The sequence below is a fragment of the Kitasatospora sp. NPDC057940 genome, assembly GCF_042887425.1.
In the GTDB taxonomy this organism is placed as follows: domain Bacteria; phylum Actinomycetota; class Actinomycetes; order Streptomycetales; family Streptomycetaceae; genus Kitasatospora.
Genome location: NZ_JBHVPH010000001.1, coordinates 260,617 through 286,968, shown reverse-complemented (window position 1 = coordinate 286,968; position 26,352 = coordinate 260,617). Strand labels below are relative to the sequence as shown.

Annotated in this window: 19 protein-coding genes; 11 read left to right on the top strand and 8 right to left on the bottom strand. The window is 72.6% G+C overall.

Translation table 11 applies throughout. The features are described 5' to 3' along the window. Positions 1-2: 2 nt before the first annotated feature. Both ACFVTF_RS01310 and ACFVTF_RS01305 read right to left on the bottom strand, forming a co-directional pair. Positions 3-1,580 carry a glycosyltransferase family 87 protein gene (locus ACFVTF_RS01310; protein WP_387807592.1) on the bottom strand — a complete coding sequence of 526 codons (1,578 nt, stop codon included), beginning with the start codon at positions 1,578-1,580 and terminating at the stop codon, positions 3-5. A 162-nt stretch (positions 1,581-1,742) separates the two neighbouring features. Further along, positions 1,743-4,406, bottom strand: a complete 2,664-nt coding sequence (locus ACFVTF_RS01305) for a transglycosylase domain-containing protein (RefSeq protein WP_387807589.1) — start codon at positions 4,404-4,406, stop codon at positions 1,743-1,745. A gap of 352 nt (positions 4,407-4,758) precedes the next feature. Between ACFVTF_RS01305 and ACFVTF_RS01300 the strand changes: the two genes are divergently transcribed. The 4 genes from ACFVTF_RS01300 to ACFVTF_RS01285 all read left to right on the top strand — a co-directional run bounded on the left by ACFVTF_RS01300 (position 4,759) and on the right by ACFVTF_RS01285 (position 8,853). After that, positions 4,759-5,460, top strand: coding sequence for a PadR family transcriptional regulator (locus tag ACFVTF_RS01300; RefSeq protein ID WP_063348480.1), 702 nt, complete (start codon positions 4,759-4,761; stop codon positions 5,458-5,460). A gap of 126 nt (positions 5,461-5,586) precedes the next feature. Further along, a complete protein-coding gene (locus ACFVTF_RS01295) occupies positions 5,587-6,669 on the top strand; it encodes an inositol-3-phosphate synthase (RefSeq protein WP_363579861.1) in 1,083 nt (360 codons plus the stop codon). Between the two features lie 140 nt (positions 6,670-6,809). Then, positions 6,810-8,147 carry an MFS transporter gene (locus ACFVTF_RS01290; RefSeq protein ID WP_371517880.1) on the top strand — a complete coding sequence of 446 codons (1,338 nt, stop codon included), beginning with the start codon at positions 6,810-6,812 and terminating at the stop codon, positions 8,145-8,147. 106 nt (positions 8,148-8,253) lie between these two features. Further along, positions 8,254-8,853, top strand: coding sequence for a hypothetical protein (locus tag ACFVTF_RS01285; RefSeq protein ID WP_387807585.1), 600 nt, complete (start codon positions 8,254-8,256; stop codon positions 8,851-8,853). 208 nt (positions 8,854-9,061) lie between these two features. On the opposite strand, the gene ACFVTF_RS01280 is transcribed toward ACFVTF_RS01285, so the two are convergent. Further along, positions 9,062-10,462 carry a CCA tRNA nucleotidyltransferase gene (locus tag ACFVTF_RS01280; RefSeq protein ID WP_371522743.1) on the bottom strand — a complete coding sequence of 467 codons (1,401 nt, stop codon included), beginning with the start codon at positions 10,460-10,462 and terminating at the stop codon, positions 9,062-9,064. A gap of 355 nt (positions 10,463-10,817) precedes the next feature. On the opposite strand from ACFVTF_RS01280, the gene ACFVTF_RS01275 reads away from it, so the two are divergent. The 7 genes from ACFVTF_RS01275 (at position 10,818) to trxA (ending at position 21,628) form a co-directional block, all read left to right on the top strand. Then, positions 10,818-13,373 (top strand): DUF6049 family protein, encoded by a 2,556-nt coding sequence (locus ACFVTF_RS01275; protein ID WP_387807582.1) that lies wholly within the window; start codon positions 10,818-10,820, stop codon positions 13,371-13,373. A 57-nt stretch (positions 13,374-13,430) separates the two neighbouring features. After that, complete coding sequence (murJ, locus tag ACFVTF_RS01270; RefSeq protein WP_387807580.1) at positions 13,431-15,920, top strand: murein biosynthesis integral membrane protein MurJ; 2,490 nt, start codon at positions 13,431-13,433, stop codon at positions 15,918-15,920. A 307-nt stretch (positions 15,921-16,227) separates the two neighbouring features. Beyond that, positions 16,228-18,216, top strand: a complete 1,989-nt coding sequence (locus tag ACFVTF_RS01265; RefSeq protein ID WP_387807577.1) for a serine/threonine protein kinase — start codon at positions 16,228-16,230, stop codon at positions 18,214-18,216. A 42-nt stretch (positions 18,217-18,258) separates the two neighbouring features. Then, the gene (gene sigM / locus ACFVTF_RS01260) at positions 18,259-19,002 is read left to right on the top strand and encodes an RNA polymerase sigma factor SigM (RefSeq protein ID WP_387807574.1); all 744 of its coding nucleotides are present in this window, start codon (positions 18,259-18,261) and stop codon (positions 19,000-19,002) included. Then, the gene (locus tag ACFVTF_RS01255) at positions 18,999-19,985 is read left to right on the top strand and encodes a hypothetical protein (protein ID WP_387807572.1); all 987 of its coding nucleotides are present in this window, start codon (positions 18,999-19,001) and stop codon (positions 19,983-19,985) included. The genes sigM and ACFVTF_RS01255 overlap by 4 nt, the downstream gene beginning before the upstream one ends. A 204-nt stretch (positions 19,986-20,189) precedes the next feature. After that, positions 20,190-21,158 carry a thioredoxin-disulfide reductase gene (gene trxB, locus ACFVTF_RS01250; protein WP_371517872.1) on the top strand — a complete coding sequence of 323 codons (969 nt, stop codon included), beginning with the start codon at positions 20,190-20,192 and terminating at the stop codon, positions 21,156-21,158. A gap of 143 nt (positions 21,159-21,301) precedes the next feature. Continuing rightward, a complete protein-coding gene (trxA, locus tag ACFVTF_RS01245) occupies positions 21,302-21,628 on the top strand; it encodes a thioredoxin (RefSeq protein ID WP_371517871.1) in 327 nt (108 codons plus the stop codon). Positions 21,629-21,703: 75 nt separating this feature from the next. On the opposite strand, the gene ACFVTF_RS01240 is transcribed toward trxA, so the two are convergent. The 5 genes from ACFVTF_RS01240 to ACFVTF_RS01220 form a co-directional block, all read right to left on the bottom strand. Then, positions 21,704-22,321 carry a GNAT family N-acetyltransferase gene (locus ACFVTF_RS01240; RefSeq protein WP_387807567.1) on the bottom strand — a complete coding sequence of 206 codons (618 nt, stop codon included), beginning with the start codon at positions 22,319-22,321 and terminating at the stop codon, positions 21,704-21,706. A 124-nt stretch (positions 22,322-22,445) separates the two neighbouring features. Beyond that, entirely contained in the window at positions 22,446-23,492 is a 1,047-nt protein-coding gene (locus ACFVTF_RS01235) for a ParB/RepB/Spo0J family partition protein (protein ID WP_371517870.1), read from the bottom strand. A gap of 14 nt (positions 23,493-23,506) precedes the next feature. Next, positions 23,507-24,457, bottom strand: a complete 951-nt coding sequence (locus ACFVTF_RS01230; RefSeq protein WP_387808323.1) for a ParA family protein — start codon at positions 24,455-24,457, stop codon at positions 23,507-23,509. Between the two features lie 283 nt (positions 24,458-24,740). Continuing rightward, positions 24,741-25,580: a 16S rRNA (guanine(527)-N(7))-methyltransferase RsmG gene (gene rsmG, locus ACFVTF_RS01225; protein WP_387807563.1), complete on the bottom strand. Its 840-nt coding sequence runs from the start codon at positions 25,578-25,580 to the stop codon at positions 24,741-24,743. 178 nt (positions 25,581-25,758) lie between these two features. Next, entirely contained in the window at positions 25,759-26,289 is a 531-nt protein-coding gene (locus ACFVTF_RS01220) for a protein jag (protein ID WP_371517868.1), read from the bottom strand. Positions 26,290-26,352: the final 63 nt, after the last annotated feature.

Here is a 26,352-nt window from a genome sequence, read left to right as displayed (position 1 = left end):
GCCTACGCCTTCTCGGCCGGCTCCGGCAGTCCTGGCTCGTCCAGCCACTGCTCGGAGCCGGCCGGCGCGTATCCGGCGTAGCTCTCCTCCTCGCGCAGCGTCCGGGCGGTGCCGAGCACGAACACGTCCGGGGCCCGGTCGAGCACCCCGCCGGACGGGTCGTCGCTGCCGTCCCAGCGCACCGGGTCGCGGTCCGCCTGCAGGGCGTCGCGGACCACCACGACCACCAGGTAGAGCGTGCCCAGCAGGTGCAGCACGACCGCGAAGTGGTACCAGGCCTCGCCGATCCCGTGCTGCTTGGGCCCGGTGACGAAGCCCAGGTGGGACCAGATGCCCAGGGTGTACAGCACCTCGCAGGCCTGCCAGATCAGGAAGTCCCGCCAGCGCGGCCGGGCCAGCACCGCGAGCGGCAGCAGCCAGAGCGCGTACTGCGGCGAGTACACCTTGTTGACCAGCACGAACAGGGCGACCACCAGGAAGGCCAGCTGCGCGAAGCGCGGGCGGCGGGGCGCCGAGAAGCCGAGCCACGCTATGGCCAGGCAGCCGAGGACCATCAGCACGCCGATGTAGACGTCGAGGTCGGCCAGCCCCGTGCCCCGGCTCTGCATCAGGATCAGCCAGAACGAGCCGTAGTCCTCGGCGCGGTGCTTGCTGAACACGTAGAAGGTCGACCAGCCCTGCCAGTTGGCCGCCATGATCGGCAGGTTGACCAGCAGCCAGGAGCCTGCCGCGCCGGCCAGCATCACCCGGAACTCGCGCCACTTCCCGGCCCGCCAGCAGAGCACCAGCAGCGGGCCGATCAGCAGCACCGGGTAGAGCTTGGCCGCGGTGGCCAGGCCGATGAAGACACCCGCCCAGCCGGGCCGGGAGCCGGACCACCAGGCCATCGCCACGGCGGCCAGCGCGACCGCGAGGAGGTCCCAGTTGACCGTGCCGTTCAGCAGCAGGACGGGCGCGAGCGCGAACAGCAGGGCGTCCCAGGGGCGGCGGCGGTGGGTGCGCGAGAGCGCCACCACGGCGATCACCGCGCAGGCCATCAGCAGCCCCGCGTTGATCGCCCAGAACCACCGCTCCTGGTCCTGCGCGGTGCCGGCGCCGGGTGTCAGCCAGGCCGCGACCTGCATGAACAGGCCGGTCAGCACCGGGTATTCGAGGTACTGCAGATCCCCTGAGGTACCCGGGATGCGGTCCACGTACGGGTGCAGCCCGGCCGAGAAGCCGCGGCCGGAGAACAGGTGCGGGATGTCGCTGTAGCAGGCGTGGATGTACTGCGGCGAACCCGGCTGGAACCAGGCCTGGTTGTAGCAGGGCGCCTTCTGCACCATGCCGAGCACCGAGATCACGATCACCGCCAGCGCCAGGAAGCGCGCCGGGATCCACCACGAGACGCCCAGCAGCGCCCGGCGGCCCGGCGGGCCGCCGATCACCTCGCTGCCGGCCGCCGCCACCGGGTCCTCGTCGGCCGGGACGACCACGGTGTTGACCGGCGGCGCGGCCGTGGCGACGGCCGGCCCGACCGGCCCTGCGGCGTCGCCGGGCCCGGCCGGCCCTGCGGATTCGTCACGATCGCTCGACGTCATGCCGGACATCCTGCCGCACCGGCCCCACCGGGACGAGGAGGACCCCGCAACGGGCCCGGCCTCCGTCGCCCGGCGGCACGGCGAATCATGACGAAACGGCGGTGGCGGCCCTCCGGGGAGGGCCGCCACCGCCGTTCGGTTCATCCGCTCAGCGGGTGGTGGTCAGGGCAGCAGCGCGTTCTGCCCACCACCACCGCCGGTCGAGGCCGGGGTCGTAGGCCTGTTGCTCGGCTTGGTGCTCGTCGCCGGGGGGTCCGTCGGCGGCGCCGTGGGCGGGGGCGTGGTGCAGCCGAAGATGCCGCAGCTGTTCGTCGGACCGGGGTTGGTCTTGGTGTGCGACGGCGTCTGGCTCGGCTGCGTGCCCGGGCAGTCCACGCCCGGGACACAGCCCGGGCCCTGGGTGGACACGGGCGGCTGCGGCTGGTTGTTGTTGGTCGGCGGCGGCTGGTTGTTGGCCGGCTGGGTCGCGGGCGGGGCCGACGGGGTCTCGCTCGTCGTCGGCGTGGGCGTCATGCTCGGCGAGACCGGGGCGCCGGAGGAGTCCACCTGGGTGCCGACCGGCTGCGGGGCCGGGAAGTCCATCTTCTTCTCGTTGGCCAGCGCGGCCTTCATGTACCGGGTGAAGACGTCGGTCGGGATGTCACCACCGTGGATGGACTCCTTGCCGCCGGTGCCGTTGAGCGACAGCCGCTCGTGCTTGCTCGGGTCCTCACGCCACATCGCGACGCTGGTCACCAGCTGCGGGGTGTAGCCGACCCACCAGGCCGACTTGTTCTGGTCGGTGGTACCGGTCTTGCCGGCCACCGGCCGGCCCAGCTCCTTGGCCTTGAAACCGGTACCGTTCTTGACCACGTTCACCAGCACGTCGGTGACGTTGTCCGCGACGGCCGGCTCCAGGGCGACCTTGGCGTCCTTCTTGCCGAAGCCCGGGCGCTCGGTGCCGTTCACCTCGACCTTGGTGACCGAGTAGGGCTCGGCCTCCTTGCCGCTGGCCGCCAGGGTGCCGTAGGCGGTGGCCATCCGGATCGGGCTGATGGTGGAGGTGCCGAGGGCGAAGGTCGGGGTCTTCGGATCCGCGAAGCTCTCCTTCCGGACGCCCATCTGCTCGGCGATGTTGGCCACGTTCTGACCGCCGACGTCCTGGTTGAGCTGGACGAAGGGCACGTTGAACGAGTTCTGCATGGCCGCCCGCAGCGAGACGTAGCCGCGCTTGCCGGAGTCCTCGTTCTTCTGCCGGTAGGGCTTGCCGTCGTCGCCGATCACCAGCGAGCCGTCCGGCTTGCGGATCTCGGACATGTCGTCGGACAGGTAGCGGCTGTCGGCGTTGATCCGCTTCGGCTTGCCCTTGTCGTCGGTGGCCGTCTGGACGCCGATCTGCATGGCGGTCGCCAGCACGAAGGGCTTGAAGGTCGAGCCGACCTGGACGCCGATGGCGTCGGCGTTGTTGTCGAAGTGGCCGTTCTCCACGCCGTCGCCGCCGTAGAGGGCGACGATCGCGCCGTCGCCGGGGCGGATGCTGGCGGAGCCGAACTGGATGAAGGTGTCGTTGTTGGGGCGCTTCTGGGCGTTGAGGTTCTCGCCCTTGACGTCGTCGACGGCCTTCTTCAGGGCGTCGACCTTGTCCTTCTCGAAGGTGGTGTAGACCTTCAGGCCGCCCTTGTCGATCACCTGCTGGGTGATCGACTTGTCGGTGGCCACCAGGTACTTGTTGGCGGTGTCGACCAGGTAGCTGACCTCACCGTTCATGCTGGAGTTGGGCTTCACCGGGATCGGGTCGGGGAACGTGCTGCACTTGGCGCGCTCCTCCGGGGTGACGGCCTTGATCTTCACCATGTTGTCGAGGATCCAGGACCACCGCCCCTGGGCCCGCTCCTTGTTCTCCGGCTTCGTCGGGTCGTAGTACGACGCGCCCTTCAACAGGCCGGCCAGCATGGCGCTCTGGCACAGGTCGAGGTCCTTGGCATCGACCCCGTAGTAGGCCTGTGCGGCGGCCTGGGCGCCGTTCGAGCCGCGGCCGAACCAGCTGGTGTTCAGGTACCCCTTGAGGATGTCCGGCTTCTGCATCTTCTGATTGATCTTCAGCGTGATGAAGAACTCCTTCAGCTTGCGGCTGAGGGTCTGCTCCTGGCTGAGGTACGCGTTCTTCACGTACTGCTGGGTGATCGTCGAGGCGCCCTGGGTCTCGCCGCCCTTGGCCATGTTGTAGACGGCGCGGAGCATGCCCTTGGGGTCGATGCCGCTGTCCTCGCGGAAGGTCTGGTTCTCCGCCGCGATCACGGCGTTCTGCAGGTTGGGGCTGATGTCGGAGAGCTCGACGATCTGACGGTTGGTCTCGCCCTTGCGGGTCATCTCCGAGCCGTCGGCCCAGTAGTAGATGGTGTTCTGGTCCTTCATCAGATCCTTGAGCTTCGGGATCTCAGTGGTCTGGTAGAGGTAGAACACCGCGCCCACGCAGGTGGCGAAGACGATCAGGAAGCCGCTCAGCCACTGCCGCCAGGACGGCAGCCAGCGCCGGACGCCGGTCTTGCCGAAGCGCGGGTAGTCGATGAACCGCTTCTTGCCGGGGCCCGCGGCGGCGGCCGCGGACGCGGAGGCGGCGGCAGCACCGCGCCGACCGCCCTTGCCGCCCTTCTGGGCGGCCTTGCGCAACTCGGCGCGGGTCATCCGGGGTTGCTGAGCGGTCTCCCGTTCGCCGGGGGGGCGCCGGCGGCCGACGCCGTCCGAGCTCACCTCGTCCCGGCCGGGTCCGCCCTGACGGCCACCACCACCCGGGGGCTGCTGCCCGTCACCGCCCGGGCTGGGCGTCCTTCGCCGTCGTTCACTCATGTTGCAGCCACTCCTCGCCAGGCGGTTCCAGCCTGAAGGCAGGGTTCACGTCGATGCCCGCCAACCGCCCTAACCCCGGAGGTGGTCCTCGTGCACACGCGACAGCGTACGCAGCCGGGAATCCCAACTAATCGGGCATCAGTCCCCAATGCCCGCAAAACGGCAGCAGATCATTACACGCCCGTTGCCAATCACTCCTGCGCGTCGGCTTGTGATCACCTTCACGCGTGCCCCCCTTGCCCGTTCCGAGGGCCCGGTTTACTGTTCTCGATATATCGAGCCGATACATCGACGCGACATACCGCCCGATGCAACGGCCGGACGACGGCCGAGAGGAAGGAGGACGACGGCAATGGGCAGGCGCTCAGGAGTGCTGGAGTTCGCCGTTCTCGGTCTGCTCCACGACGCCCCGATGCACGGCTACGAGCTGCGCAAGCGGCTCAACGTCCTGCTCGGAACGTTGCGGGCGTTCTCGTACGGAACGCTCTACCCGTGCCTGAAGAGCCTGGTCGCCCAGGGCTTCCTGGTCGAGGACAACCCGGACGTCGAGTACGTCCCGGCCACCGCGCTCAACGGCAAGCGGTCCAAGACCGTCTACCGGCTCTCCCCCGAAGGCAAGCAGCGCTTCGAGGAGCTGCTCGCCGACTCCGGGCCCGACGCCTGGGAGGACGAGCACTTCGGCGTCCACTTCGCGTTCTTCGGCCAGACCGACCGGGCCGTGCGGATGCGCGTCCTGGAAGGGCGCCGCAGCCGGCTGGAGGAGCGACTGGAGAAGATGCGCAACTCGCTGGCCCGGGCCCGCGAGCGGTTCGACGACTACACCGTCGAGCTGCAGCGGCACGGACTGGAGTCGGTGGAGCGCGAGGTCCGGTGGCTCAACGAGCTGATCGAGACCGAGCGGGCCAACCGCACCGGCCGGACCGGGCCCGCAACCGGCGGCAACACCACCGCCGTACCCCACAAGACTTCGGACGGCCGTGGCCAGGAGGAAGGGTCCCAGGACCCGCCCGGGCCACCGTACGACCGCCCGGGGCGCTCCGCCCAGGAGCGCTGACACCGCGTCAGCCCTGTGCCGCGCGGCAGGAGTGGGCGCCTCGCGCCCGTACAAGCAGTCATCGAAGAAGCAGGACGAGTGCCGTCGACCCCGGCGGCCCTCATGAGATCACAGGGAGCAACCGGAATGGGTTCGGTTCGCGTAGCCATCGTGGGCGTGGGCAACTGCGCCGCGTCGCTGGTGCAGGGTGTCGAGTACTACAAGGACGCCGACCCGGCCGGCAAGGTCCCCGGGCTGATGCACGTCCAGTTCGGTGAGTACCACGTCCGCGACGTGGAGTTCGTCGCCGCGTTCGACGTCGACGCCAAGAAGGTCGGCTTCGACCTGGCCGACGCCATCGGCAGCAGCGAGAACAACACCATCAAGATCTGCGACGTGCCGCCGACCGGCGTCACCGTCCAGCGCGGCCACACCCTCGACGGCCTGGGCAAGTACTACCGGGAGACCATCGAGGAGTCCGACGAGACCCCGGTCGACGTCGTCCAGGTCCTCAAGGACCAGCAGGTCGACGTCCTGGTCTGCTACCTGCCCGTCGGTTCCGAGGCCGCCGCCAAGTTCTACGCCCAGTGCGCCATCGACGCCAAGGTCGCCTTCGTGAACGCCCTGCCGGTGTTCATCGCGGGCACCAAGGAGTGGGCGGACAAGTTCACCGAGGCCGGCGTGCCGATCGTCGGTGACGACATCAAGTCCCAGGTCGGCGCCACCATCACGCACCGCGTGATGGCCAAGCTGTTCGAGGACCGCGGTGTCATCCTCGAGCGCACCATGCAGCTGAACGTCGGCGGCAACATGGACTTCAAGAACATGCTCGAGCGCGAGCGCCTGGAGTCCAAGAAGATCTCCAAGACCCAGGCCGTCACCTCGCAGATCCGCGACCGCGAGCTGGGCGCCAACAACGTCCACATCGGCCCGTCGGACTACGTGGCCTGGCTGGACGACCGCAAGTGGGCGTACGTCCGCCTCGAGGGTCGCGCGTTCGGCAACGTCCCGCTGAACCTGGAGTACAAGCTCGAGGTCTGGGACTCCCCGAACTCCGCCGGTGTCATCATCGACGCCGTGCGCGCCGCGAAGATCGCCAAGGACCGCGGCATCGGCGGCCCGATCCTGTCGGCCTCCTCGTACTTCATGAAGTCGCCGCCGGTGCAGTACTTCGACGACGAGGCCAAGGAGAACGTCGAGAAGTTCATCCGCGGCGAGGTCGAGCGCTGAGGTCGAGCGCCGGAGCCGGCGGCGGGTGACCGCCGCCGGCCGCGCCGGAGGGCCCACGATCATCGGATCGTGGGCCCTTCACCATTTCTCGGCGAATGTTTCACGTGAAACGGCGGCCGGTTCCATGGCACTCTGGGCGGGTGGCGATCACCGAGAACGGCAGCACCCACCAGTCCGCACACCGTGCCACGCTTCTCGGTCTGCTCCGCGGCCGGGACTTCCGGCGGCTGCTGACCGCCCGGGTGCTCTCCCAGCTCTCGGACGGCGTCTTCCAGGTATCGCTCGCCGCCTACGTCGTGTTCTCCCCGGAGAAGCAGTCCTCCCCCGCCGACATCGCCTCGGTGCTGGCCGTGATGCTGCTGCCGTTCTCGGTGATCGGCCCGTTCGCCGGGGTGCTGCTGGACCGCTGGCGCCGCCGCCAGGTGCTCTACTACGGCAACCTGGCCCGCTTCGGGCTCGGCCTGGTCACCGGCGCCCTGCTCCTGGCGGAGGCGCCGACCTGGCTGTTCTTCGCCTCGGCGCTGCTGGTCACCGCGCTCAACCGGTTCATCCTGGCCGGCCTGTCCGCCGCCCTGCCCCGGGTGGTCGAGCAGGACCAGCTGGTCACCGCCAACGCGCTCTCGCCCACGCTGGGCACGGTCGCCGCCGCCTCCGGCGGAGGGGTCGGCTTCCTGCTGCACCAGGTGATGACCCCCGGGCCGAAGGCCGACGCCGCGCTGGTCACGGTGGCCGCGCTGCTCTACCTGTCGGCCGCACTGGCCGCCCGCCGGATGGACCGCGACCTGCTCGGCCCGGAGAAGCACGGCGACCGCCCGGCACTCGGCCAGGCGCTGGTCCGGGCCGCCGTCGAACTCGGCGCCGCCGTACGCCACTTGGTGCGGGACTGCCGGCCCGCCGTGCACGCGCTGGCCGCCGTCACCGCGGCCCGGTTCTGCTACGGCGTGCTGATCGTGGTCGTGGTGATGCTCGCCCGGTACACCTTCAACGACCCCTCCGACAGCGCGGCCGGACTGGTCACGCTCGGCCAGGCGGTCGGCCTGTCCGCCGCCGGGTTCTTCGTCGCCGCGGTGATCAGCCCCTGGTGCACCCGGCGGCTCGGTCTGGCCGGCTGGATGACGGTCTGCCTGGCGGCCCCGGTGCTCTTCGTCCCGGCGCTCGGCCTGAGCTTCACCCTGCTGCCCTGCCTGATCGCGGCGCTGCTGCTCGGGGTGGTCACCCAGGGCACCAAGATCTGCGCCGACACCGTCGTCCAGGAGTCGGTCGAGGACGAGTACCGCGGCCGGGTCTTCGCGATCTACGACGTGCTGTTCAACGTCGCCTTCGTGACCGCCGCCCTGGTCACGGCGCTGGTGCTGCCGCTCTCCGGCCGCTCGGTCGTGGTGGTCGTCGGCGTCGCCGCGGTGTACGGGCTCTCGGCACTGTTCTACCTGCGCTCCGCCCGGCGGTACGGGCCGCTCCCCGGCGACCAGGCCTCCTGAAGGCTCCTGAAGGCCCTCCGCCCCTCGGAACGGGAGCGTCCGACCGAGTCGCTAAGGTACGTCAGACCTGTCGGAGCGACAGCACTCGGCCTCGGGGGACGAACTGATGAGCACACCGCCCGGCCCGTACGGGCCACCTCCGCCGTACGGGCCGCCCCCGCAGCCGGCCCCGCCGTACGGGCAGGTCCCGTACATCCCGTCGCAGCCCCAACCCGCACCACCCGGCTTCGGCCCGCCCCCGGCCTACGGCCAGCAGCCGCCCGGCTACGGCGCCCAACCGCCCTACGCCCAGCAGCAGCCCGTCGGCCCGTACGGCTACCCGCCCTCCGCCCCGGCCGCCGAAGCGCCCCCCGCGAAGCGCGGCGTCAAGGCGAAGCTGCGGATCGTCGGCGTGGTCGGCGGCTGCCTCGCGCTGGCCGTCGGCTACTTCGTCAGCGGCCCGAGCGTCAGCAGCGCCAAGCCCGGCGACTGCGTCCGGGTGAGCGGCACGCGCGATGTCGAGATCGTCAAGTGCACTGACACCAAAGCGAATTACCGGGTCCTTTCGACGTTCGGCGACACCACCGACGTGAACCGCTGCCGGCAGACCCCGCAGACCACCAGCGCCGTCTCGGGCAAGAGCGGACGCCGCTGGAACAAGAAGCGGTACGTGCTCTGCCTCGGCCCGATGACCCCGGCCGGCGCCCCGCTGCCGGGGAAGGCCTGACCTCTGTCGGCCCTCAACTACGTGCTCTGCCTGCAGAGCCTCCACGGCTGACCCGGCACGCCCGAGGGGTGGGGGCGGGCCCGGGGCGGGCCCCCCCCCCCGCCCGGCGGCGCCGCCCCCCGAGCGGCCCCCCCCCCCCCCCCGCGCCCCCCCGCCCCCCCGGGGGGGGGGCCCCGCCCGCGGCGGCCCCCACCCCTCGCGGCGTCGCTCAGCCCTGCTGCTCGGCCCACCAGGCCCGCAGCGCGGCCACCGCCTCGTCGTGCTCCAGCGGGCCGTGCTCCAGCCGGAGTTCGAGCATGTGCTTGTACGCCTTGCCGACCTGCGGGCCGGGCTTGAGCCCGAGCAGCTCCATGATCTGGTTGCCGTCCAGCGCCGGGCGGACGGCGTCCAGCTCCTCCTGGGCCTTCAGCTCGGTGATCCGCTGCTCCAGGCCGTCGTAGGTGCGCGACAGCGCCGCCGCCTTCTTGCGGTTGCGGGTGGTGCAGTCGGAGCGGGTGAGCTTGTGCAGACGCTCCAGCAGCGGTCCGGCGTCGGTGACGTAGCGGCGCACCGCGGAGTCCGTCCACTCGCCGCCGCCGTAGCCGTGGAAGCGCAGGTGCAGCTCGACCAGGTGCGAGACGTCCTCGGTGAGCTCCTTGGAGTACTTGAGCTCGCGCATCCGCTTGCGGGTCATCTTGGCGCCGACCACCTCGTGGTGGTGGAAGGAGACCCGGCCGTCCGACTCGAAGCGGCGGGTGCGCGGCTTGCCGATGTCGTGCAGCAGCGCGGCCAGCCGCAGGGTGAGGTCCGGGCCGTCCTGCTCCAGGTCGATGGCCTGCTCCAGGACGGTCAGCGAGTGCTCGTAGACGTCCTTGTGCCGGTGGTGCTCGTCCCGCTCCAGCCGCAGTGCGGGCAGCTCGGGCAGCACGTGGTCGGCCAGGCCGGTGTCGACCAGCAGCCGCAGGCCCTTCACCGGGTGCTTGGCCAGCAGCAGCTTGTTCAGCTCGGCCTGGACGCGCTCGGCGGACACGATGGTGATCCGCTCGGCCATCGCGGTCATCGCGGCGACGACCTCGGGGGCCGGCTCGAAGTCGAGCTGGGCGGCGAAGCGGGCGGCGCGCATCATCCGCAGCGGGTCGTCGGAGAAGGACTCCTCGGGGGTCGCGGGGGTGCGCAGCACCCGGGCCTCCAGGTCCTCCAGGCCGTGGTGCGGGTCGACGAAGCCGCGGCCGGGCAGGTCGACGGCCATCGCGTTGACGGTGAAGTCCCGGCGGACCAGGTCCTGCTCGATGGTGTCGCCGTAGGTGACCTCGGGCTTGCGGGAGGTCCGGTCGTACGCCTCGGAGCGGTAGGTGGTGATCTCGATCAGGAAGGAGCCCTCGGGGGTGTCCTTGCGGGCGCCGACCGTGCCGAAGGCGATGCCGACGTCCCAGACCGCGTCCGCCCAGCCCTTGACCAGCCTGAGCACCTGCTGCGGGCGGGCGTCGGTGGTGAAGTCCAGGTCGTTGCCGAGCCTGCCGAGCAGGGCGTCCCGCACCGAGCCGCCGACCAGGGCCAGCCGGTGGCCGGCCGCCTCGAACCGACGGGCGATCTCGTCGGCCACCGGCGACACCCGCAGCAGCTCTTGCAGCCCCAGGGTCTGGGCCTCGCTCAGGCCTGGGACGGCCTGGACGGCGGTGCTGGAACGGTCGAGGTGCGCGGTGGACTCATTGGCAGTGGACACGGCTCACAAGAGTACGTGGCCCGACAGGTCAACCGCCCGCGCGTTTTGGGCGTCTCACCCCAAGGCCCGCAACACTGCACCACGGGCTGCATCGTTACCATGCCGGTGGACGAGTCTCGGGCACCGGACAGGGGATGCGGTGTCGCGTGCCGCCGTGAACGGCGGAGCTCCCGCGGCACCAGCGCGGCGAACAGCGTCAAGCGAAGAACGTCAAGCGAACAGCATCAGCAGCGAGCGATCGAGAACGGCGAGGGCGGAACGAGTGAGTGAGCCGGCACGGCACTCGGGCCTGGGGGCGGAACGACGGCCCGGAAGGACCGAACGCCCCGTCGAAGGGCACGGTACGGGGCGGCGCGCGGGGCGGGCGGCCCGCCGCCTCGCCGCCGTCTGCGGGGCCGCCCTGGCCCTGTTCTCGGCGGTCGCCCCGGCCGCGGCGCTACCCGCCGGGGGCGGCATCCGGCCGACCGCCGACAACGGCGTCTCGGCCGAGTACCCGGTGGAGATGACCATCGAGACGGTGGCACCGCAGGTGGCCAGCCCGAACGGCATCGTGAAGATCACCGGGCACGTCACCAACACCGGCAAGGCCGCGGTCAAGAACGCCCACGCGGCCGTCCGCAAGCCGCTGTCCAGCAAGCCGCTGCAGCGGCGCAGCGACCTGTCCCTGGTGGCCACCCGCAGCGGCCCGAGCAACTCCGACGGCGTGGAGCTGGACAGCCCGCAGTACGCCCTGCCGGAGCTGGGCCCGGGCCAGAACCAGCCCTACACCCTGAGCGTCTCGGTGAGCGACCTCGGGCTGTCCGACAGCGGCGTCTACGAGCTCGCGGTGGACGCCTGGGGCTCGACCGCCGACAACCAGCGCGACCGGCCGCTGGGCATCGCCCGGACCTTCCTGCCGTACAACCCGGGCGGCGCCGAGGCGCAGCCCAGCAAGGTCACCACGCTCTGGCCGCTGGTGCACGCGCCGGTGCTGGCCGCGCAGACCTACTCCGACAACGACCAGCCCGTCCCCGTCCTGCGCGACGACAGCCTGACCGCCGACTTCTCCCCGGGCGGCCGGCTGTACGAGCTGGTGGACACCGGGTCCAAGATGACCGGGCTGACCTGGGTGGTCGACCCGGACCTGCTGGACACCGCGTTCGCGATGACCAGGCCGTACCGGGTGCAGAAGCCGGGCCAGGACGTCGGCAAGCCGGCCAAGGACGACAACACCGTCCCCGGCACCGGCCAGGCGGCCGCCACGGCCTGGCTGGACAAGCTGCGGGCCGCCGTCGCCAAGCCGGGCGGCCAGGTGGTGTCGCTGCCCTACGCCGACCCGGACCTCGCCTCGATCGCGCACAACGGCGCCGACCTGACCGGGATGGCCACCGCCCTGGGCAAGGCGGCCACCGCCGGCCGGCTCACCGTCGAGGGCCGGCTGTCCGTCGACACCCGCTCGGACGTGGCCTGGCCGTACCAGGGCTACCTGGACCAGCAGATCGCGGGCATCGCCCAGCAGTCCGGCGACAGCCTGGTCCTGGTCAACGGCGCGAGCATGCCGGAGCCGGACGCGATGAACTACACCCCGACCGCGGTGCGCCCGATCGGCAGCGGGCAGAACGCGGTGGTCGCCGACGAGACCGTCTCCTCGCTGTTCCAGACCGACCTTGCCTCCCCGCAGGCGCAGACCAGGGCCAACCAGCGCTTCCTCGCCGAGACCTACACGATCACCCACGAGCAGCCGCAGAACCAGCGCGGCCTGCTGGTGATGCCGCCGCGCGACCTGACCGCGAGCACCGCCAAGGTGCTGGCGGACGCCCTGCAGACGGCCTCCGACAACAAGTGGCTCACCCCGGTCAAGCTGGACACCCTGGCCCAGGCCTCGCCCGACCCGAAGGCCAACACCGCCGTCCCGGCGGCCGTCGACTACCCGGCCCAGGTCCGCGCCTCGGAGCTGTCCGCGGCCGAGCTGAGCAGCACCGACGAGATCCAGCAGAACCTGGACACGCTGATGCGGGTGCTCACCCTGCCCCAGCGGGTGCGCGGCCCGTTCAGCGCCGCGATGGTCCGCTCGCTGTCCACCGAGTGGCGCACCAACGCGGCGGCCGGCAGCACCTACCGCGCGGACGTCGCCAAGTACCTGGACGAACTGACCGGGGCCGTCCGGGTGCCGAAGAAGAACGTCGTCACCTTCGCCGGCAACACCGGTCTGCTCCAGGTCAGCGTCCGCAACGACCTCACCCAGACCGTCACCAACCTCAAGCTGGTGCTCACCTCGACCCAGCCGAACCGGCTGCGGGTGGGCAAGGAGGAGGAACTGGTCATCCCCGCCTCCCAGAGCGTCACCCTCCGGTTCAACGCCGAGGCGCACAACAACGGCCCGGTCAACATGACCGCCCAGCTCTGGACCACCGGCCCCAACCCGCAGAAGTACGGCGAACCGCAGCAGTTCAGGGTGGACGTCACCTCGGTGACCAACGGCGTGCTGTACGTCTTCGCGGCCGCCGCCGCCCTGCTGCTGCTGGCCGCGCTGCGCTTCGTGCGCCAGCGCAAGCGGCGGGCCGGGCAGCCGCACGCCGACGGCGACCAGCCGGTCGACGGCCCGGCGGCGGGCGGGGCTCAGGACCCGGACGGGGACGCGAACGGGGACGCGAACGGCGAGAAGCCCGACGGCGAGGCCGGGGGCGGTGCCGGCGGACCTGCCGGGAAGGGCCCCGGTGGCGGCCCCGAGGCCGGCTCCGACGGCGGATCCGCCGGGGCCGGCCCCGCGCAGACACCGCGCGGCAGCAACGCGGATGGCCGGGATCGGACCGCCAGTGATGAGAAGGTTGGTCCTTGATACCGCCGAGACCCCGCAACGCCGGGCCGGCCTCCCCCACGACAGCGAAGAGGTGACATGACCGGGCGCAGCGAGGAGCGGCCGCCGGGCCGCGGTGAGAACCGGCCGGGCGCCGAGTCGCCGTCCGGCGACTGGTACGTGGCCGACACCTACGCCCAGGACCCGTACGCGGCCGACGCGTACGGGAACCCGCAGGCCGGCCAGGACCCGTACGGTCTGCGGGCCGACCGGCCCGCGGCACCTCAGCCGCCGGCCACCGCGTACGACGTGCCGCCGCAGCTGCCGCCGCAGGGCGGCGGCTACCCGACGCCGGTGCCGCCGGCGCAGTACTCGGCGCCGACGCCGTTCGCGGCCCCGGTGCCGCCCGTGCAGCCCGGCTGGGACACCCCGGTGCAGGCCGCCTGGCAGGATGCCCCGGCTCCGGCCGGCGGCGGCCAGTGGGGCGGCCCCGAGCAGCCCCGGCCGCAGTGGGAGCCGGGCCCGGCGCACTCGACCTGGGACAGCGAGACCACCGAGTACGTCGGGGTGGACGCGCTGTTCGGCGGCCAGCAGGCGCAGGCCGCGGCCCAGCCGCCGGTGCCCCCGCCCGCCCAGGCGCACCCGACGGCACCGCCGGTCGCTCCCCCGCCCCCCGCCGCCGTGCCGCCGGTCGCCCCCGCGCCGTACCCGCCGGTGGGCGGCTACCCGGGGCAGCAGCAGTACGCCGGCCCGGACGGGCACCGCCCCTTCGTCCCCCCGATCGAGTTCGACCCGCCGCTCTCCGAGGACGAGGCCACCATGCAGGTGGCCGCCGTCGCGGTGCCGCCGGCGGTGGAGCCGCTGGCGGACCTCGTCGCCGAGGAGCGCGCCGCGCAGTACGCGCCCGCGCCCGCGGCCGAGCCCGCCCCGGCGGCCGGCGGCGGCGGCAAGGTCGCGAGCCTGCTGAACTCCAGCGCGATCATGGCGGCCGGCACGCTGGTCTCCCGCGGCACCGGCTTCGTCCGGACCATGGTGATCACCGCGGCCATCGGCGTCGCCGTCATGGGCGACTCGTACAACGCCGCGTACACCCTGCCGACCCTGCTGTACATCCTGATCGGCGGCGGCGCGCTGAACGCCGTCTTCGTGCCGCAGCTGGTGCGCAGCATGAAGAACGACGAGGACGGCGGCACCGCGTACGCCAGCCGGCTGCTCACCCTGGTGATGGTCGGGCTCGGCGGCGTGGTGTTCCTCGCGGTGCTCGGGGCACCGCTGCTGGTGCAGCTGATCTCGCACTCGATGATGGAGAACGCGGACCGCGCCGATACCACGGTCGCGCTGGCCCGGTACTGCCTGCCGACCATCTTCTTCATGGGCGTCCACGTGGTGATGGGGCAGATCCTCAACGCCCGCGGCCGGTTCGGCGCGATGATGTGGACCCCGGTCCTCAACAACATCGTGGTGATCTTCACCTTCGGCGCCTACATCTGGGTGTACGGCGGCTACAGCGGCACCCAGGTGACCCCCGAGGGCATCTCGCCCGAGGGCGTCCGGCTGCTCGGCCTCGGCACCCTGCTCGGCCTGGTCGTCCAGTCGCTGGCGATGATCCCGTACCTGCGGTCGGCCGGCTTCCGCTACCGGCCGCGCTTCGACTGGCGCGGCCACGGCCTGGGCAAGGCCGCCCGGCTGGCCAAGTGGACCTTCCTCTTCGTGCTCGCCAACCAGGCCGGCTTCCTGGTCATCACCCAGCTGGCCACCGCCGCCGGAAGCGCCGCCGAGAAGGGCGGCCACGAGGGCGTCGGCCTCGCGGCGTTCTCCAACGCCCTGCTGATCTGGCAGCTCCCGCAGGCCGTGATCACCGTCTCGATCATGAGCGCGGTGCTCCCCCGGCTCTCCCGGGCGGCGGCCGACGAGGACGCCGGCGCCGTCCGCGACGACCTGTCGTACGGGCTGCGCACCACCGCGGTGGCGGTCGTCCCGGGCGCCTTCCTGTTCCTGGCGCTCGGCCCGGCGATCGCCCGCTCGATCTACGGGATCGGCGGCGGTGACCGGGCCCTGGACAACGCCACCAACGTCGGCCTGATGCTCTCGGCCTTCGCGCTCGGGCTGATCCCGTACTCGGCCCAGTACGTGATGCTGCGCGGCTTCTACGCCTACGAGGACACCCGGACGCCGTTCTCCAACACCGTCTGGGTCGCGGTCTGCCAGGCCGGGTTCTCGGTGCTCTGCTGGTTCGCGCTGCCCGCCCAGTGGACCGTGATCGGGATGGCCTTCGGCTATGGTCTGGCCTACGCCGTCGGGGTGACGGTCGCACTGCCGAAGCTGAAGAAGAAGATCGGCGGGCTGGACAGCAAGCGGATCGGCAAGACGTACAGCCGGCTGGCCACCGCCGGCGTGCCGTCCGCGCTGGTCGGCCTCGGTGTCAGCCTGGCGGTCCAGCAGGTGCTCGACGGTTGGATGGGCAGCGTACTGTCCCTCGTCGTGGGCGGCGGCCTCCAGCTGGCCGTGTTCGTGCTGATCGCGAAGCGCCTGCGGATCGAGGAGCTCAACGCCATGCTCGGCATGGTGCGCGGCCGGCTGGGCCGCTGATCCACCACACCGACCGACCGGACGAGCGGGCGCCCTGACCGGGTGTCAACGGGAGCCACCGGCTCCTCCGCCCGTCCGGCCGGGTGCCGGGCCGCCGCCCGCGCCCGGCTCCGCCCGGGCCGCGAGATGGCGGCCCGGTGTCGGATCTGCACCATATCTCTCCACCAGCACGCAACCGAGCGCGCCCCTCAGCGGTCGTACTCGGTGGAGAAGAGTGGGCACAATTGTCCTGGAGCACGTGGCCGCCAACCCGCGGGCTCCAGCGACTCTCTCAAGCCGGGGCGACACAAGGGGAGGCAGGACCACGGTGGCTGATGGCACCAAGGCGGTCGTCGACACGTCAGCAGCTGACGCGGCGGCGGACGAGGCCGCACTGGCCGCGGCGATCGACGAGCTCACGGCGGGGAAGGCCGCCCCGGCGGGCGCCGCCGACACCTCCTCCAAGAACCCGTCCGAGAACCCGTCCGAGGACGCGCCCGAGGACCGGGCCGCCGCCCCGGACACCCCGGTGGCCGTCGACGCGGACACCGACGCCTCCGACGCCGGCCAGGACACCCCCCGCGGCGAGGAGACCTCGGAGATCACCGCTCCGCTCTCGGTCCACGAGATCGCCGCCGAGCTGGCCGCCGGCGGCGCCGCACGGCGCAAGCCCGCCGCCCCGGAGCCCGCGGCCGCCAAGCGCCGCCCCACCGACCCGCAGCCCACCGTCGACCCGCGCGACACCGCCACCCTGCCCCGCACCCTCCCCGCCCCGATGCGGCACAGCGGCGACATGATCGGCCACCGGTACCGGCTCGAGGAGTGCATCTCCCAGACGGAGACCTTCAGCAGCTGGCGCGCGGTCGACGAGAAGCTGCGCCGGGCCGTCGGCGTCCACCTGATGGCCTCCGGCCACCAGCGCGCCCGCAAGGTGCTCGCCGCCGCGAAGTCCGCCGCCCTGCTCGGCGACCCGCGCTTCGTCCAGGTCCTGGACGCCGTCCAGGAGGGCGAGCTGGTCTACGTCGTGCGGGAGTGGCTGCCGCACGCCTCCGACCTCGCCAAGCTGCTCGCCGACGGTCCGATGGAGCCGCACGAGGCGTACCAGATGGTCCGCCAGGTGACCGATGCGGTCGCCGCCGCCCACCGGCGCGGCCAGGCCCACCTGCGGCTCACCCCGCGCTGCGTGCTGCGCACCGACAGCGGCCAGTACCGGATCAACGGCATCGCGGTGGACGCCGCCCTGCGCGGGCTGCCCGACGAGAACAGCACCGACGGCTCCGAGCGCACCGACACCCGCGCGATCGGCGCCCTGCTGTTCGCCGCGCTCACCCACCGCTGGCCCTACCCGGAGGACCGCTACGACCTCCAGGGCCTACCCAAGGGCCTCCAGAACGCCGCGCCGGACCAGGTCCGCGCGGGCGTCCACAAGGGCCTGTCCGAGCTGGCCGCGCGGGCCCTGTTCGACCACCCGCCGCACCACGCCGAGCCGATCACCACCCCGGAGGAGCTGACCCGGGCGATCGCGCAGATGCCCCGGATCCGCCAGCCCGAACCGGAGCTGCCCGCCTTCCCGGCCCCGCCCCGGCACAACACCCACGCGCTGCCGACCGCGCCCAACCCGACCCGGGTGGCCGACCCGGCCGTCGCCCCGCTGCCCGCCTCGTCCCGGCCGACCTCGAACCGGCGCACCCGGCGGCGGCTGCGCCGAGTCGTCAAGGCGACGGCCTGGACGGTCGCCCTGGGCGCCATCGGCGTCGCCTCCTGGCAGTTCGTGGACAACCTGCGCAACACCGGACCGGTCACCACCCCGCGGGCCACCGCCACCAGCGACGCACCGACCCCGCAGGCCAGCACCCACAACCCGACGCCGATCGCGCCCAAGGCCGCCCTCTCGTACAACCCGAAGGGCGACTCGGCGGAATCCGCCTGGGCCCTCCCCAAGGCCATCGACGGCGACCCCAGCACCAGCTGGCCGACCTACGGCTACGACGACCAGTTCGTCCCGGGCGGCTACAAGGAGGGCACCGGTCTGCTGATCGACCTCGGCTCGCCGCACGCCGTCAGCTCGGTGAGCGTCCAGTTCGTCGGCACCACCACGGCCGAGCTGCGGATCCCGAACGCCCAGGCGGCGGACAACCCGCAGAAGGCGCCGCTGACCTCCTTCACGGTCGCGGGGAAGAAGAGCGGCAACACCGTCGACTTCGCTCTCGGCACCCCGACGAACACCCGCTACCTCTTGATCTGGCTGACCAGCCTGCCGAAGGATACGGATGGCAAGTTCCGCGGGCAGGTCGCCGAGGTGAAGGTCACCGGCTGACCGGAGATACGGCCCGCGGGACGACGGCGAGGGGGGGCGAGGGTGACGGTGGCGGAGGACGACGCGGCGCTGCTCGCCCGGCACGTCGCCGGCGACCCGGACGCCTTCGGCCTCCTGGTGAACCGCCACCGCGACCGGCTCTGGGCGGTCGCGCTGCGCACCCTGGGGGACCGCGAGGAGGCCGCCGACGCCCTCCAGGACGCCCTGGTCTCCGCCTTCCGCGCCGCCCCCGGCTTCCAGGGCCGCTCGGCGGTCACCACCTGGCTGCACCGGATCGTGGTCAACGCCTGTCTGGACCGCGCCCGGCGCAGCGCCACCCGCCGCACCACCCCGCTCGACGAGGACCCGCGGCGCCTGGACACCCTGGTCGGCGCCGCGGAGCCGGCCGACTCCCCGGTGGTCCGGGCCGAGGTGCAGCGCGAACTGGCCGCCGCGCTCGCCGAGCTGCCCGCCGAGCAGCGGGCCGCGCTGGTCCTGGTCGACATGCAGGGCTACCCCGTCGCCGAGGCCGCCGAGCTGCTGGGCGTCCCGGTGGGCACGGTGAAGAGCCGCTGCGCCCGGGGCCGGGCCCGGCTGCTCCCGTTGGTCCGCCACCTGCGCGAGAGCGGCGGCGGGCCGGATGTTTCACGTGAAACACCGGAAACGCCGAAAACACCGACCGCCCCCGGGGCGGCCCCGCCACCTCGGCGGAACGCGCCGGGGAACCCGACGGGCACCGGCACCGTCACAGGGACAGGCCCGAACACCGGTCGGACGGTTCTGGAAGGAGACGCGAGCACGCGATGACGGCCCACCTCTCCTCCCCCGGCCCCGCCGAGGACCACCCCTCCGTCGACGAGCTCGCCGACCTCGCCGAGGGGCTGGTCGAGTCCGCCGACGCCGCCCGGACGCTGCGCCGGCACCTGGACGGCTGCGCCGAGTGCCGCGAGACCGCCGACGCGCTCGGCGAGGTCCAGGCACTGCTCGGCGCCGTCGAGGCACCGCCGATGCCCGCCGACGTCGCCGCCCGGCTGGACGCCGCCCTCGCCGCGGCCGCCGCCTCTTCCACCGCCGCCTCCGCCTCCGCAGCGACGGAGGAGGCCGAGAACGCCCCCCTCGCGGCCTCCCGGGCCGCCTCCCCTGCCCCGGCCGCCCGGGCCGCCGCGGCGCCCGCCGCACCCCCTTCCCGGCCCGCCGCGCCCACCGGCCCGGGCCGTCCCCGCCCCCGGCGGCGGCGCGCCGGCCTGCTGCTCGGCGCGACCGCCGCCCTGGCCGCGATCGCCCTCGGCGCGACCCTGCTGCTGCACCCGACCGGCCAGGGCGACCAGCACCCGGCCCTGTCCGCCGGCGCCCCCGCCTCCGCCTCCCTCGGCACCGGCGCGAGCCCCGGCACAGGGCAGAGCTCCCGCGCCGACCACGCCGCGGGCGCCGGCCCGACCTACCAGGACGACCAGCTCGCCGCCCAGGTCCAGCAGCTGCTGGCCCGGTCGGGCACCGCCCCCGGGCTACGCCCGACCGGGCCCGCCAAGCCCTCCGCCGCGATGCCCGCCGACGGCCGCCAGGAGCTCACCACCCAGGCCTCCCCGCCGTCGTCCCCGCCGTCATCCCAGCCGTCCTGCCCGGCCCCCGCCGAGGGCGTGCCGCTGGCCACCGACCACGGCAGCTACGCGGGCGCCCCGGTCGAGGTCCTGGTCTACCCGGCGCCCGGCCGGCCCGGGTTCGCGGACGTCTACCTGCGCTCCCCCGGCTGCGGCCCGGTCGTGCTGCAGCGCACCGTCCCCACCCGTTGACGTCCCCGAGACCGGAGGTCCCTGGGATCGGGGCTCCGTTCCCATGCGATCGACGAGCAGGGCGCCGCGCCGCTCCCACAGTGCGGCCGCCTGGTACTGATCCGCCTGGGAATGCGAGACACTGGTCAGTCGTTGTCCCGGGCGGCGGAGCAGAACCGCCCTCCCCGCACCTAGCGCGGGTCGCGATGCGAACCAGGAGATGCAGTGAGCGACGTCCGTAACGTGATCATCATCGGTTCCGGCCCGGCCGGCTACACGGCCGCGCTCTACACGGCACGGGCCTCCCTCAAGCCGCTGGTGTTCGAGGGGGCCGTCACCGCCGGCGGCGCCCTGATGAACACCACCGAGGTCGAGAACTTCCCGGGCTTCCGGGACGGCATCATGGGCCCCGAGCTGATGGACAACATGCGGGCGCAGGCCGAGCGCTTCGGCGCCGAGCTGATCCCGGACGACATCGTCTCGGTCGACCTCACGGGTGACATCAAGACCGTCACCGACTCCGAGGGCAACGTGCACAAGGCGCGCGCCGTGATCGTCACCACCGGCTCCCAGCACCGCAAGCTGGGCCTGCCGAACGAGGACAAGCTCTCCGGTCGCGGTGTCTCCTGGTGCGCCACCTGCGACGGCTTCTTCTTCCGCGACCAGGACATCGCCGTGGTCGGCGGCGGCGACACCGCGCTGGAGGAGGCGACCTTCCTCTCCCGCTTCGCCAAGAGCGTCACGATCATCCACCGCCGGGACAGCCTGCGCGCCTCCAAGGCGATGCAGGAGCGCGCCTTCGCCGACGAGAAGATCCGCTTCGAGTGGGACAGCGCGGTCGAGGCCATCCACGGCGACCCGAAGCTGACCGGCGTCACCCTGCGCGACACCACCACCGGCGAGACCCGCGAGCTGGCCGTCACCGGCCTGTTCATCGCGATCGGCCACGACCCGCGCACCGACCTGTTCAAGGGCCAGCTGGACCTCGACGCGGAGGGCTACCTCAAGGTCGAGGCGCCTTCGACCCGGACCAACATCCCGGGCGTGTTCGGCGCCGGCGACGTCGTGGACCACACCTACCGCCAGGCCATCACCGCCTCCGGCACCGGCTGCTCCGCCGCGCTGGACGCCGAGCGCCACCTCGCCGCCCTGGACGACCTGGAGGCCAAGGCCACCGCCGCCGTGGCGGTCTGACCTCCTCCACCGACCGACCCCCGGCGGGGGCGTGACACCGGTTTCACGTGAAACACCCCCGCCCCGGCCAGGGCGAAACAGAACGGGCCCACCCGTTGTTCACCCTGGCAGCAGCCCCCTCCGTCCGAACCCGAGGAGTTCCCGTGGCCGGCGCCACCACCACCGTCACCGACGCGACGTTCAAGGCCGACGTCCTGGACAGCGACAAGCCCGTGCTGGTCGACTTCTGGGCCACCTGGTGCGGCCCGTGCCGCCAGGTCGCCCCGATCCTGGAGGAGATCGCGGCCGAGCACGGCGACAAGCTGACCATCGCCAAGCTGGACGTGGACGCCAACCAGGCGACCGCGGCCGAGTACAACGTGATCTCGATCCCGACCCTGATCCTCTACAAGGGCGGCGAGCCGGTGAAGTCCATCACCGGTGCCCGTCCGAAGGCCGCGCTGCTGCGCGAGCTGGACGGCTTCATCTAGGTCGACCGGTCGTCGACCGTACGGCGGCGGGGCTCCCCACACCGGGGAGCCCCGCCTTCGTCGTTCCCAGCCGCCTCAGAACGGCCGCAGCGCCGGCTCCTTGCGCGCCCCGCCGAGCAGCCGCTCCAGCGCCACCTCCACATCGCCCCGCCAGGACAGCGTGGTGCGCGCCTCCAGCCGCAGTCGCGGGTAGCGGTGGTGCGAGCGGACGGTCTTGAAGCCGACCGCGAGCAGGTGGTCGGCCGGCAGCACGCAGCTGACCGGCTCAGGACCGGCCGAGCCGAAGGCCTCGATCGCCCGCACCCCGCGCCCGAGCAGGTCCTTGGCCACGGCCTGCACCAGCACCCGGCCGAGCCCCTGGCGCTGGTAGCCCGGAACCACCCGGCTGACCATCAGCTGGACGGCGTCCGGCGAGACCGGACTGGTCGGGAAGGACTGCGACCGGGGGACGTAGGCGGGCGGCGCGTACAGCACGAAGCCGGCCGGCTGGTCGTCCACGTAGACGATCCGGCCGCAGGACCCCCACTCCAGCAGCACCGCGGAGATCCACCCCTCCTTCTCCAGCTCCGGCTTCCCGGACTCCACCGCCGCCTTCCCGCTGACCGGGTCCAGCTCCCAGAACACGCAGGAGCGGCAGGTCGTCGGCAGATCGGCGAGGTTGTCCAGGGTCAGCGGAGCGATCCGGCGTCCCATGCCCCGCACCTCCTCCTCCACTTCACGGTCGAGCATGCCCCCACAAACGCCGATGGGTGCATGTTTCACGTGAAACAGTGCTCACGCGGAACATGCACCCATCGGGTGTCGTCCCCGGCCCGGCTCAGCCCTGCGACAGTCGCAGACCGTCCTCGCCCGGGGCCAGGCTGTCCAGGATCCGGTTCAGGTCCTCCACCGAACCGAACTCCAGCACCACCTTGCCCTTGCCCAGCTTGCCGCCGCGCTGCGACACCTCGACCTTGACCCGGGTGTCGAAGCGGTCCGACAGCCGGCTCGCCAGATCGTTGAAGGCCGGGGAGATCAGCTTGCCCGCCTTCGGCGCCTGGCGCTTCGGCTTCCGGTCCTCCTCCTCGGCCATCAGCGCGACGATCTCCTCGGTGGTCCGCACCGAGAGGCCCTCCGCGACGATCCGCTTGGCCAGCAGCTCCCGCCGCTCGTCGTCCGGCACCCCGAGCAGCGCCCGGGCGTGGCCGGCGGTCAGCACGCCGGCGGCGACCCGGCTCTGCACGGTGGGCGAGAGCTTCAGCAGCCGCAGCGTGTTGGAGACGTGGGAACGCGAGCGGCCGATCCGGTCGGCCAGCTCGTCGTGGGTGCAGGAGAAGTCCCGCAGCAGCTGGTCGTAGGCGGCCGCCTCCTCCAGCGGGTTCAGCTCGGCCCGGTGCAGGTTCTCCAGCAGGGCGTCCAGCAGCAGCTTGTCGTCCTCGGTGGCGCGGACGATCGCCGGGATCTGCTGCAGCCCGGCCTCCTTGGAGGCGCGCCAGCGGCGCTCGCCCATGATCAGCTCGAAGCGCTCGGGCGCGACCTGGCGCACCACGATCGGCTGGAGCAGACCGACCTCCTTGATCGAGACGACCAGCTCGGCCAGCTTGTCGTCGTCGAAGACCTCACGCGGCTGACGCGGGTTGGACGTGATCGCGTCCAGCGGCAGCTCCGCGAAGAAGGCGCCGGCCACCGGCGCCGGCTGCGCCTGCTCGGCCCGCTTCTCCGCGGCCACCCGGGCCGCCACCGTGCCGCGGCCGGTCGGCAGCGTCGGTACCGAGGTCGGCGACGTCGCGTCGGCCGCCCCCACCGGGGCCGGTGCGGGCGCGGGCGAGGCCCCGCCGTCCACCGGCACGGCGGGGCGGATCAGCGCCTCCAGCCCTCGTCCCAAACCCCTGCGACCACTCACCGATGACCCTCCGTCGTACCGTGCTGTGCCACCGGGGCTCCGTGCCCCGTACCGCTGCCGTGCCGCTGCTGCCCCAGGAGCGGGCCGCCGCCCGTCCCCACCGCGCGCAGCCCGAGCTCGCGGGCGGCCTCCAGGTAGGAGAGCGCCCCGGTCGAGCCCGGGTCGTAGGTGAGGACCGTCTGACCGTAGCTGGGCGCCTCCGAGATGCGCACCGAGCGCGGGATCGCGGTGCTCAGCACCTCCTGCGGGAAGTGCGTCCGGACCTCCTCGGCGACCTGGGCGGCCAGCCTCGTCCGGGCGTCGTACATGGTGAGCAGGATGGTCGAGACGTGCAGCGCGGGGTTGAGGTGCGCGCGCACCAGCTCGACGTTGCGCAGCAGCTGGCCCAGGCCCTCCAGCGCGTAGTACTCGCACTGGATCGGGATCAGCACCTCCCGCCCGGCCACCAGGGCGTTGACCGTCAGCAGGCCCAGCGAGGGCGGACAGTCGATCAGGACGTAGTCCAGCGGCTGCTCGTAGGCGGCGATGGCGCGCTGGAGCCGGCTCTCCCGGGCCACCAGCGACACCAGCTCGATCTCGGCGCCGGCCAGGTCGATGGTCGCGGGGACGCAGAACAGCCCCTCGACGTCCACCACCGGCTGCACCACGTCGGCGAGCGGCTTGCCCTCGACCAGGACGTCGTAGACGGAGGGCACCTCGGCGTGGTGGTCGATGCCGAGGGCGGTGGAGGCGTTGCCCTGCGGGTCGAGGTCGACGACCAGGACGCGCAGTCCGTGCATGGCGAGCGAGGCGGCCAGGTTGACGGTGGTGGTGGTCTTGCCGACCCCGCCCTTCTGGTTGGCGACCACGATCACCCGGGTGGCGCCGGGGCGGGGAAGACCCTCACCCGCTCGGCCGATCGCCTGAACCGCAGCCTGGGCAGCCCTCGCGATGGGCGTGTCATCGATCTGGTCGATGGTCTCCGAGTCCTGCATGAGGGTCAGTGTTTCACGTGAAACCGGAGCGGCAACAGTCGCCGCCCGGCTGCGGCCGAGGATTCCCGAGAGCAAGGAGCGACGTTTCACGTGAAACACCATGCCCGCTATGTCGGAAATCTGACGTTGCGACACTCCGGTGTCCTCCCGTCGACCGGCCGTCACCCCGACGGCCACCGGAACGACGACGGGCGGGCGGCTCCCCCCTCAGGAGGAACCACCCGCCCGTCGTCGAGCGTGTCCGGCGTCACCCGCCTCAGCGGGTGCGGCGCCGCCCGCCCCGGCTGCGCTCGCCGGTCCGGACGCCCGCGTTCCGTCCGGCCCGGGCCGCCTTCGCCCGCCGGGTCGCGGCCTTCACCCCGCCGGGGCTCTCCCCCGCCTTGACCTGGACCACCCGGGTCGAGGTCTCCAGGGTGCCCTCGCCGACCGAGATCACGCTCCACTCGACCGCGCCCAGCTTGGTCAGCCCGGCCCGCGAGTCGGCCAGCTCCTGCTCGGCGCTGTCGCCCTTGAGCGCCAGCATCTGCCCGTGCGGACGGAGCAGCGGCATCCCCCAGCCGGCCAGCCGGTCCAGCGGCGCCACCGCCCGGGCGGTCACCACGTCCACCGCGAGCTTGCCGACCATCTCCTCGGCGCGGCCGCGCAGCACCGTGACGTTCTCCAGCCCCAACTCCCGGACGACCTCCTCCAGGAAGGTGGTCCGCCGCAGCAGCGGCTCCAGCAGCGTCACCGAGACGTCCGGACGGGCCAGCGCCACCGGGATGCCCGGCAGGCCGGCGCCGGAGCCGACGTCGCACAGGGTGGACCCGGCCGGCAGCAGCTCGGCGAGCACCGCGCAGTTGAGGACGTGCCGGTCCCAGAGCCGGGGCACCTCGCGCGGCCCGATCAGCCCGCGCCGCACGCCCGCGGTGGCCAGCAGCTCGGTGTAGCGGACCGCGGCGTCGAAACGATCACCGAAGACCTCCCGGGCGACGGCCGGGGCCTCGGCCAGCTCGGGCACCTCGGTCGCCTCGACCGCCTCGACGGCCGGCCCCGCAGCGGCCGGATTCACGTCGTCCGCCCCCGGCCGGCCAGCGGCCGCGTTCTCCGTGTCCATCTCGACCTCTCCGATCCCCGGATCCACCGACCCGCTCTCCGCACAGTTTCACGTGAAACATCTCGCGCCGGGCCCACGCCCCGCGAAGGGACGACGACCCCGCCCGCACGAGGCGGACGGGGTCGCGTCCGGTGAAGCCCACCGGCCGCCGAGGCGACCGGTCGTCGTGCCGCCGACCTCAGGCCGGCAGCACGACCACGCACCGCTCGGGCTCCTCGCCCTCCGACTCGCTGCGCAGACCGGCGGCCGCGACCGCGTCGTGGACGACCTTGCGCTCGAAGGGCGTCATCGGCCGCAGCTTGACCTGCTCGCCGCTGCTCTTCGCCTGCTCGGCGGCCTCGGCACCGAGCGCGGCCAGCTCGGAGCGCTTGCGGGCCCGGAAGCCGGCAATGTCCAGCATGAGGCGGCTGCGCTCCCCGGTCTCCCGGTGGACAGCCAACCGGGTCAGCTCCTGCAGCGCCTCCAGCACCTCGCCGTCCTGGCCGACCAGGCGCTGCAGCGCGCGGTCGTTGCCCTCACCGACGATGGAGACCAGGGCGCGGTCGCCCTCGACGTCCATGTCGATGTCACCGTCGAGGTCGGCGATGTCGAGCAGACCCTCCAGGTAGTCCGCCGCGATGTCGCCCTCCTGCTCCAGTCGGGCGATGACGTTCTCGTCGGTGCTGGCGGCGGCCTCGGCCTCGACGGCGGAGGTGGTGCCTTCCGTCACTGATGGACTCCTTCGGAGATGGGCCCAGATTGGTGGGCCGGGAACGAAGCTCTGCGCGCTGTC

Coding starts and splice junctions, on each gene's coding strand:
- ACFVTF_RS01310 (WP_387807592.1), bottom strand. CDS start 1,580: ATGACGTCGAGCGATCGTGACGAATCCGCAGGGCCGGCCGGGCCCGGC.
- ACFVTF_RS01305 (WP_387807589.1), bottom strand. CDS start 4,406: ATGAGTGAACGACGGCGAAGGACGCCCAGCCCGGGCGGTGACGGGCAG.
- ACFVTF_RS01300 (WP_063348480.1), top strand. CDS start 4,759: ATGGGCAGGCGCTCAGGAGTGCTGGAGTTCGCCGTTCTCGGTCTGCTC.
- ACFVTF_RS01295 (WP_363579861.1), top strand. CDS start 5,587: ATGGGTTCGGTTCGCGTAGCCATCGTGGGCGTGGGCAACTGCGCCGCG.
- ACFVTF_RS01285 (WP_387807585.1), top strand. CDS start 8,254: ATGAGCACACCGCCCGGCCCGTACGGGCCACCTCCGCCGTACGGGCCG.
- murJ (WP_387807580.1), top strand. CDS start 13,431: ATGACCGGGCGCAGCGAGGAGCGGCCGCCGGGCCGCGGTGAGAACCGG.
- ACFVTF_RS01255 (WP_387807572.1), top strand. CDS start 18,999: ATGACGGCCCACCTCTCCTCCCCCGGCCCCGCCGAGGACCACCCCTCC.
- ACFVTF_RS01240 (WP_387807567.1), bottom strand. CDS start 22,321: ATGGGACGCCGGATCGCTCCGCTGACCCTGGACAACCTCGCCGATCTG.
- rsmG (WP_387807563.1), bottom strand. CDS start 25,580: ATGGACACGGAGAACGCGGCCGCTGGCCGGCCGGGGGCGGACGACGTG.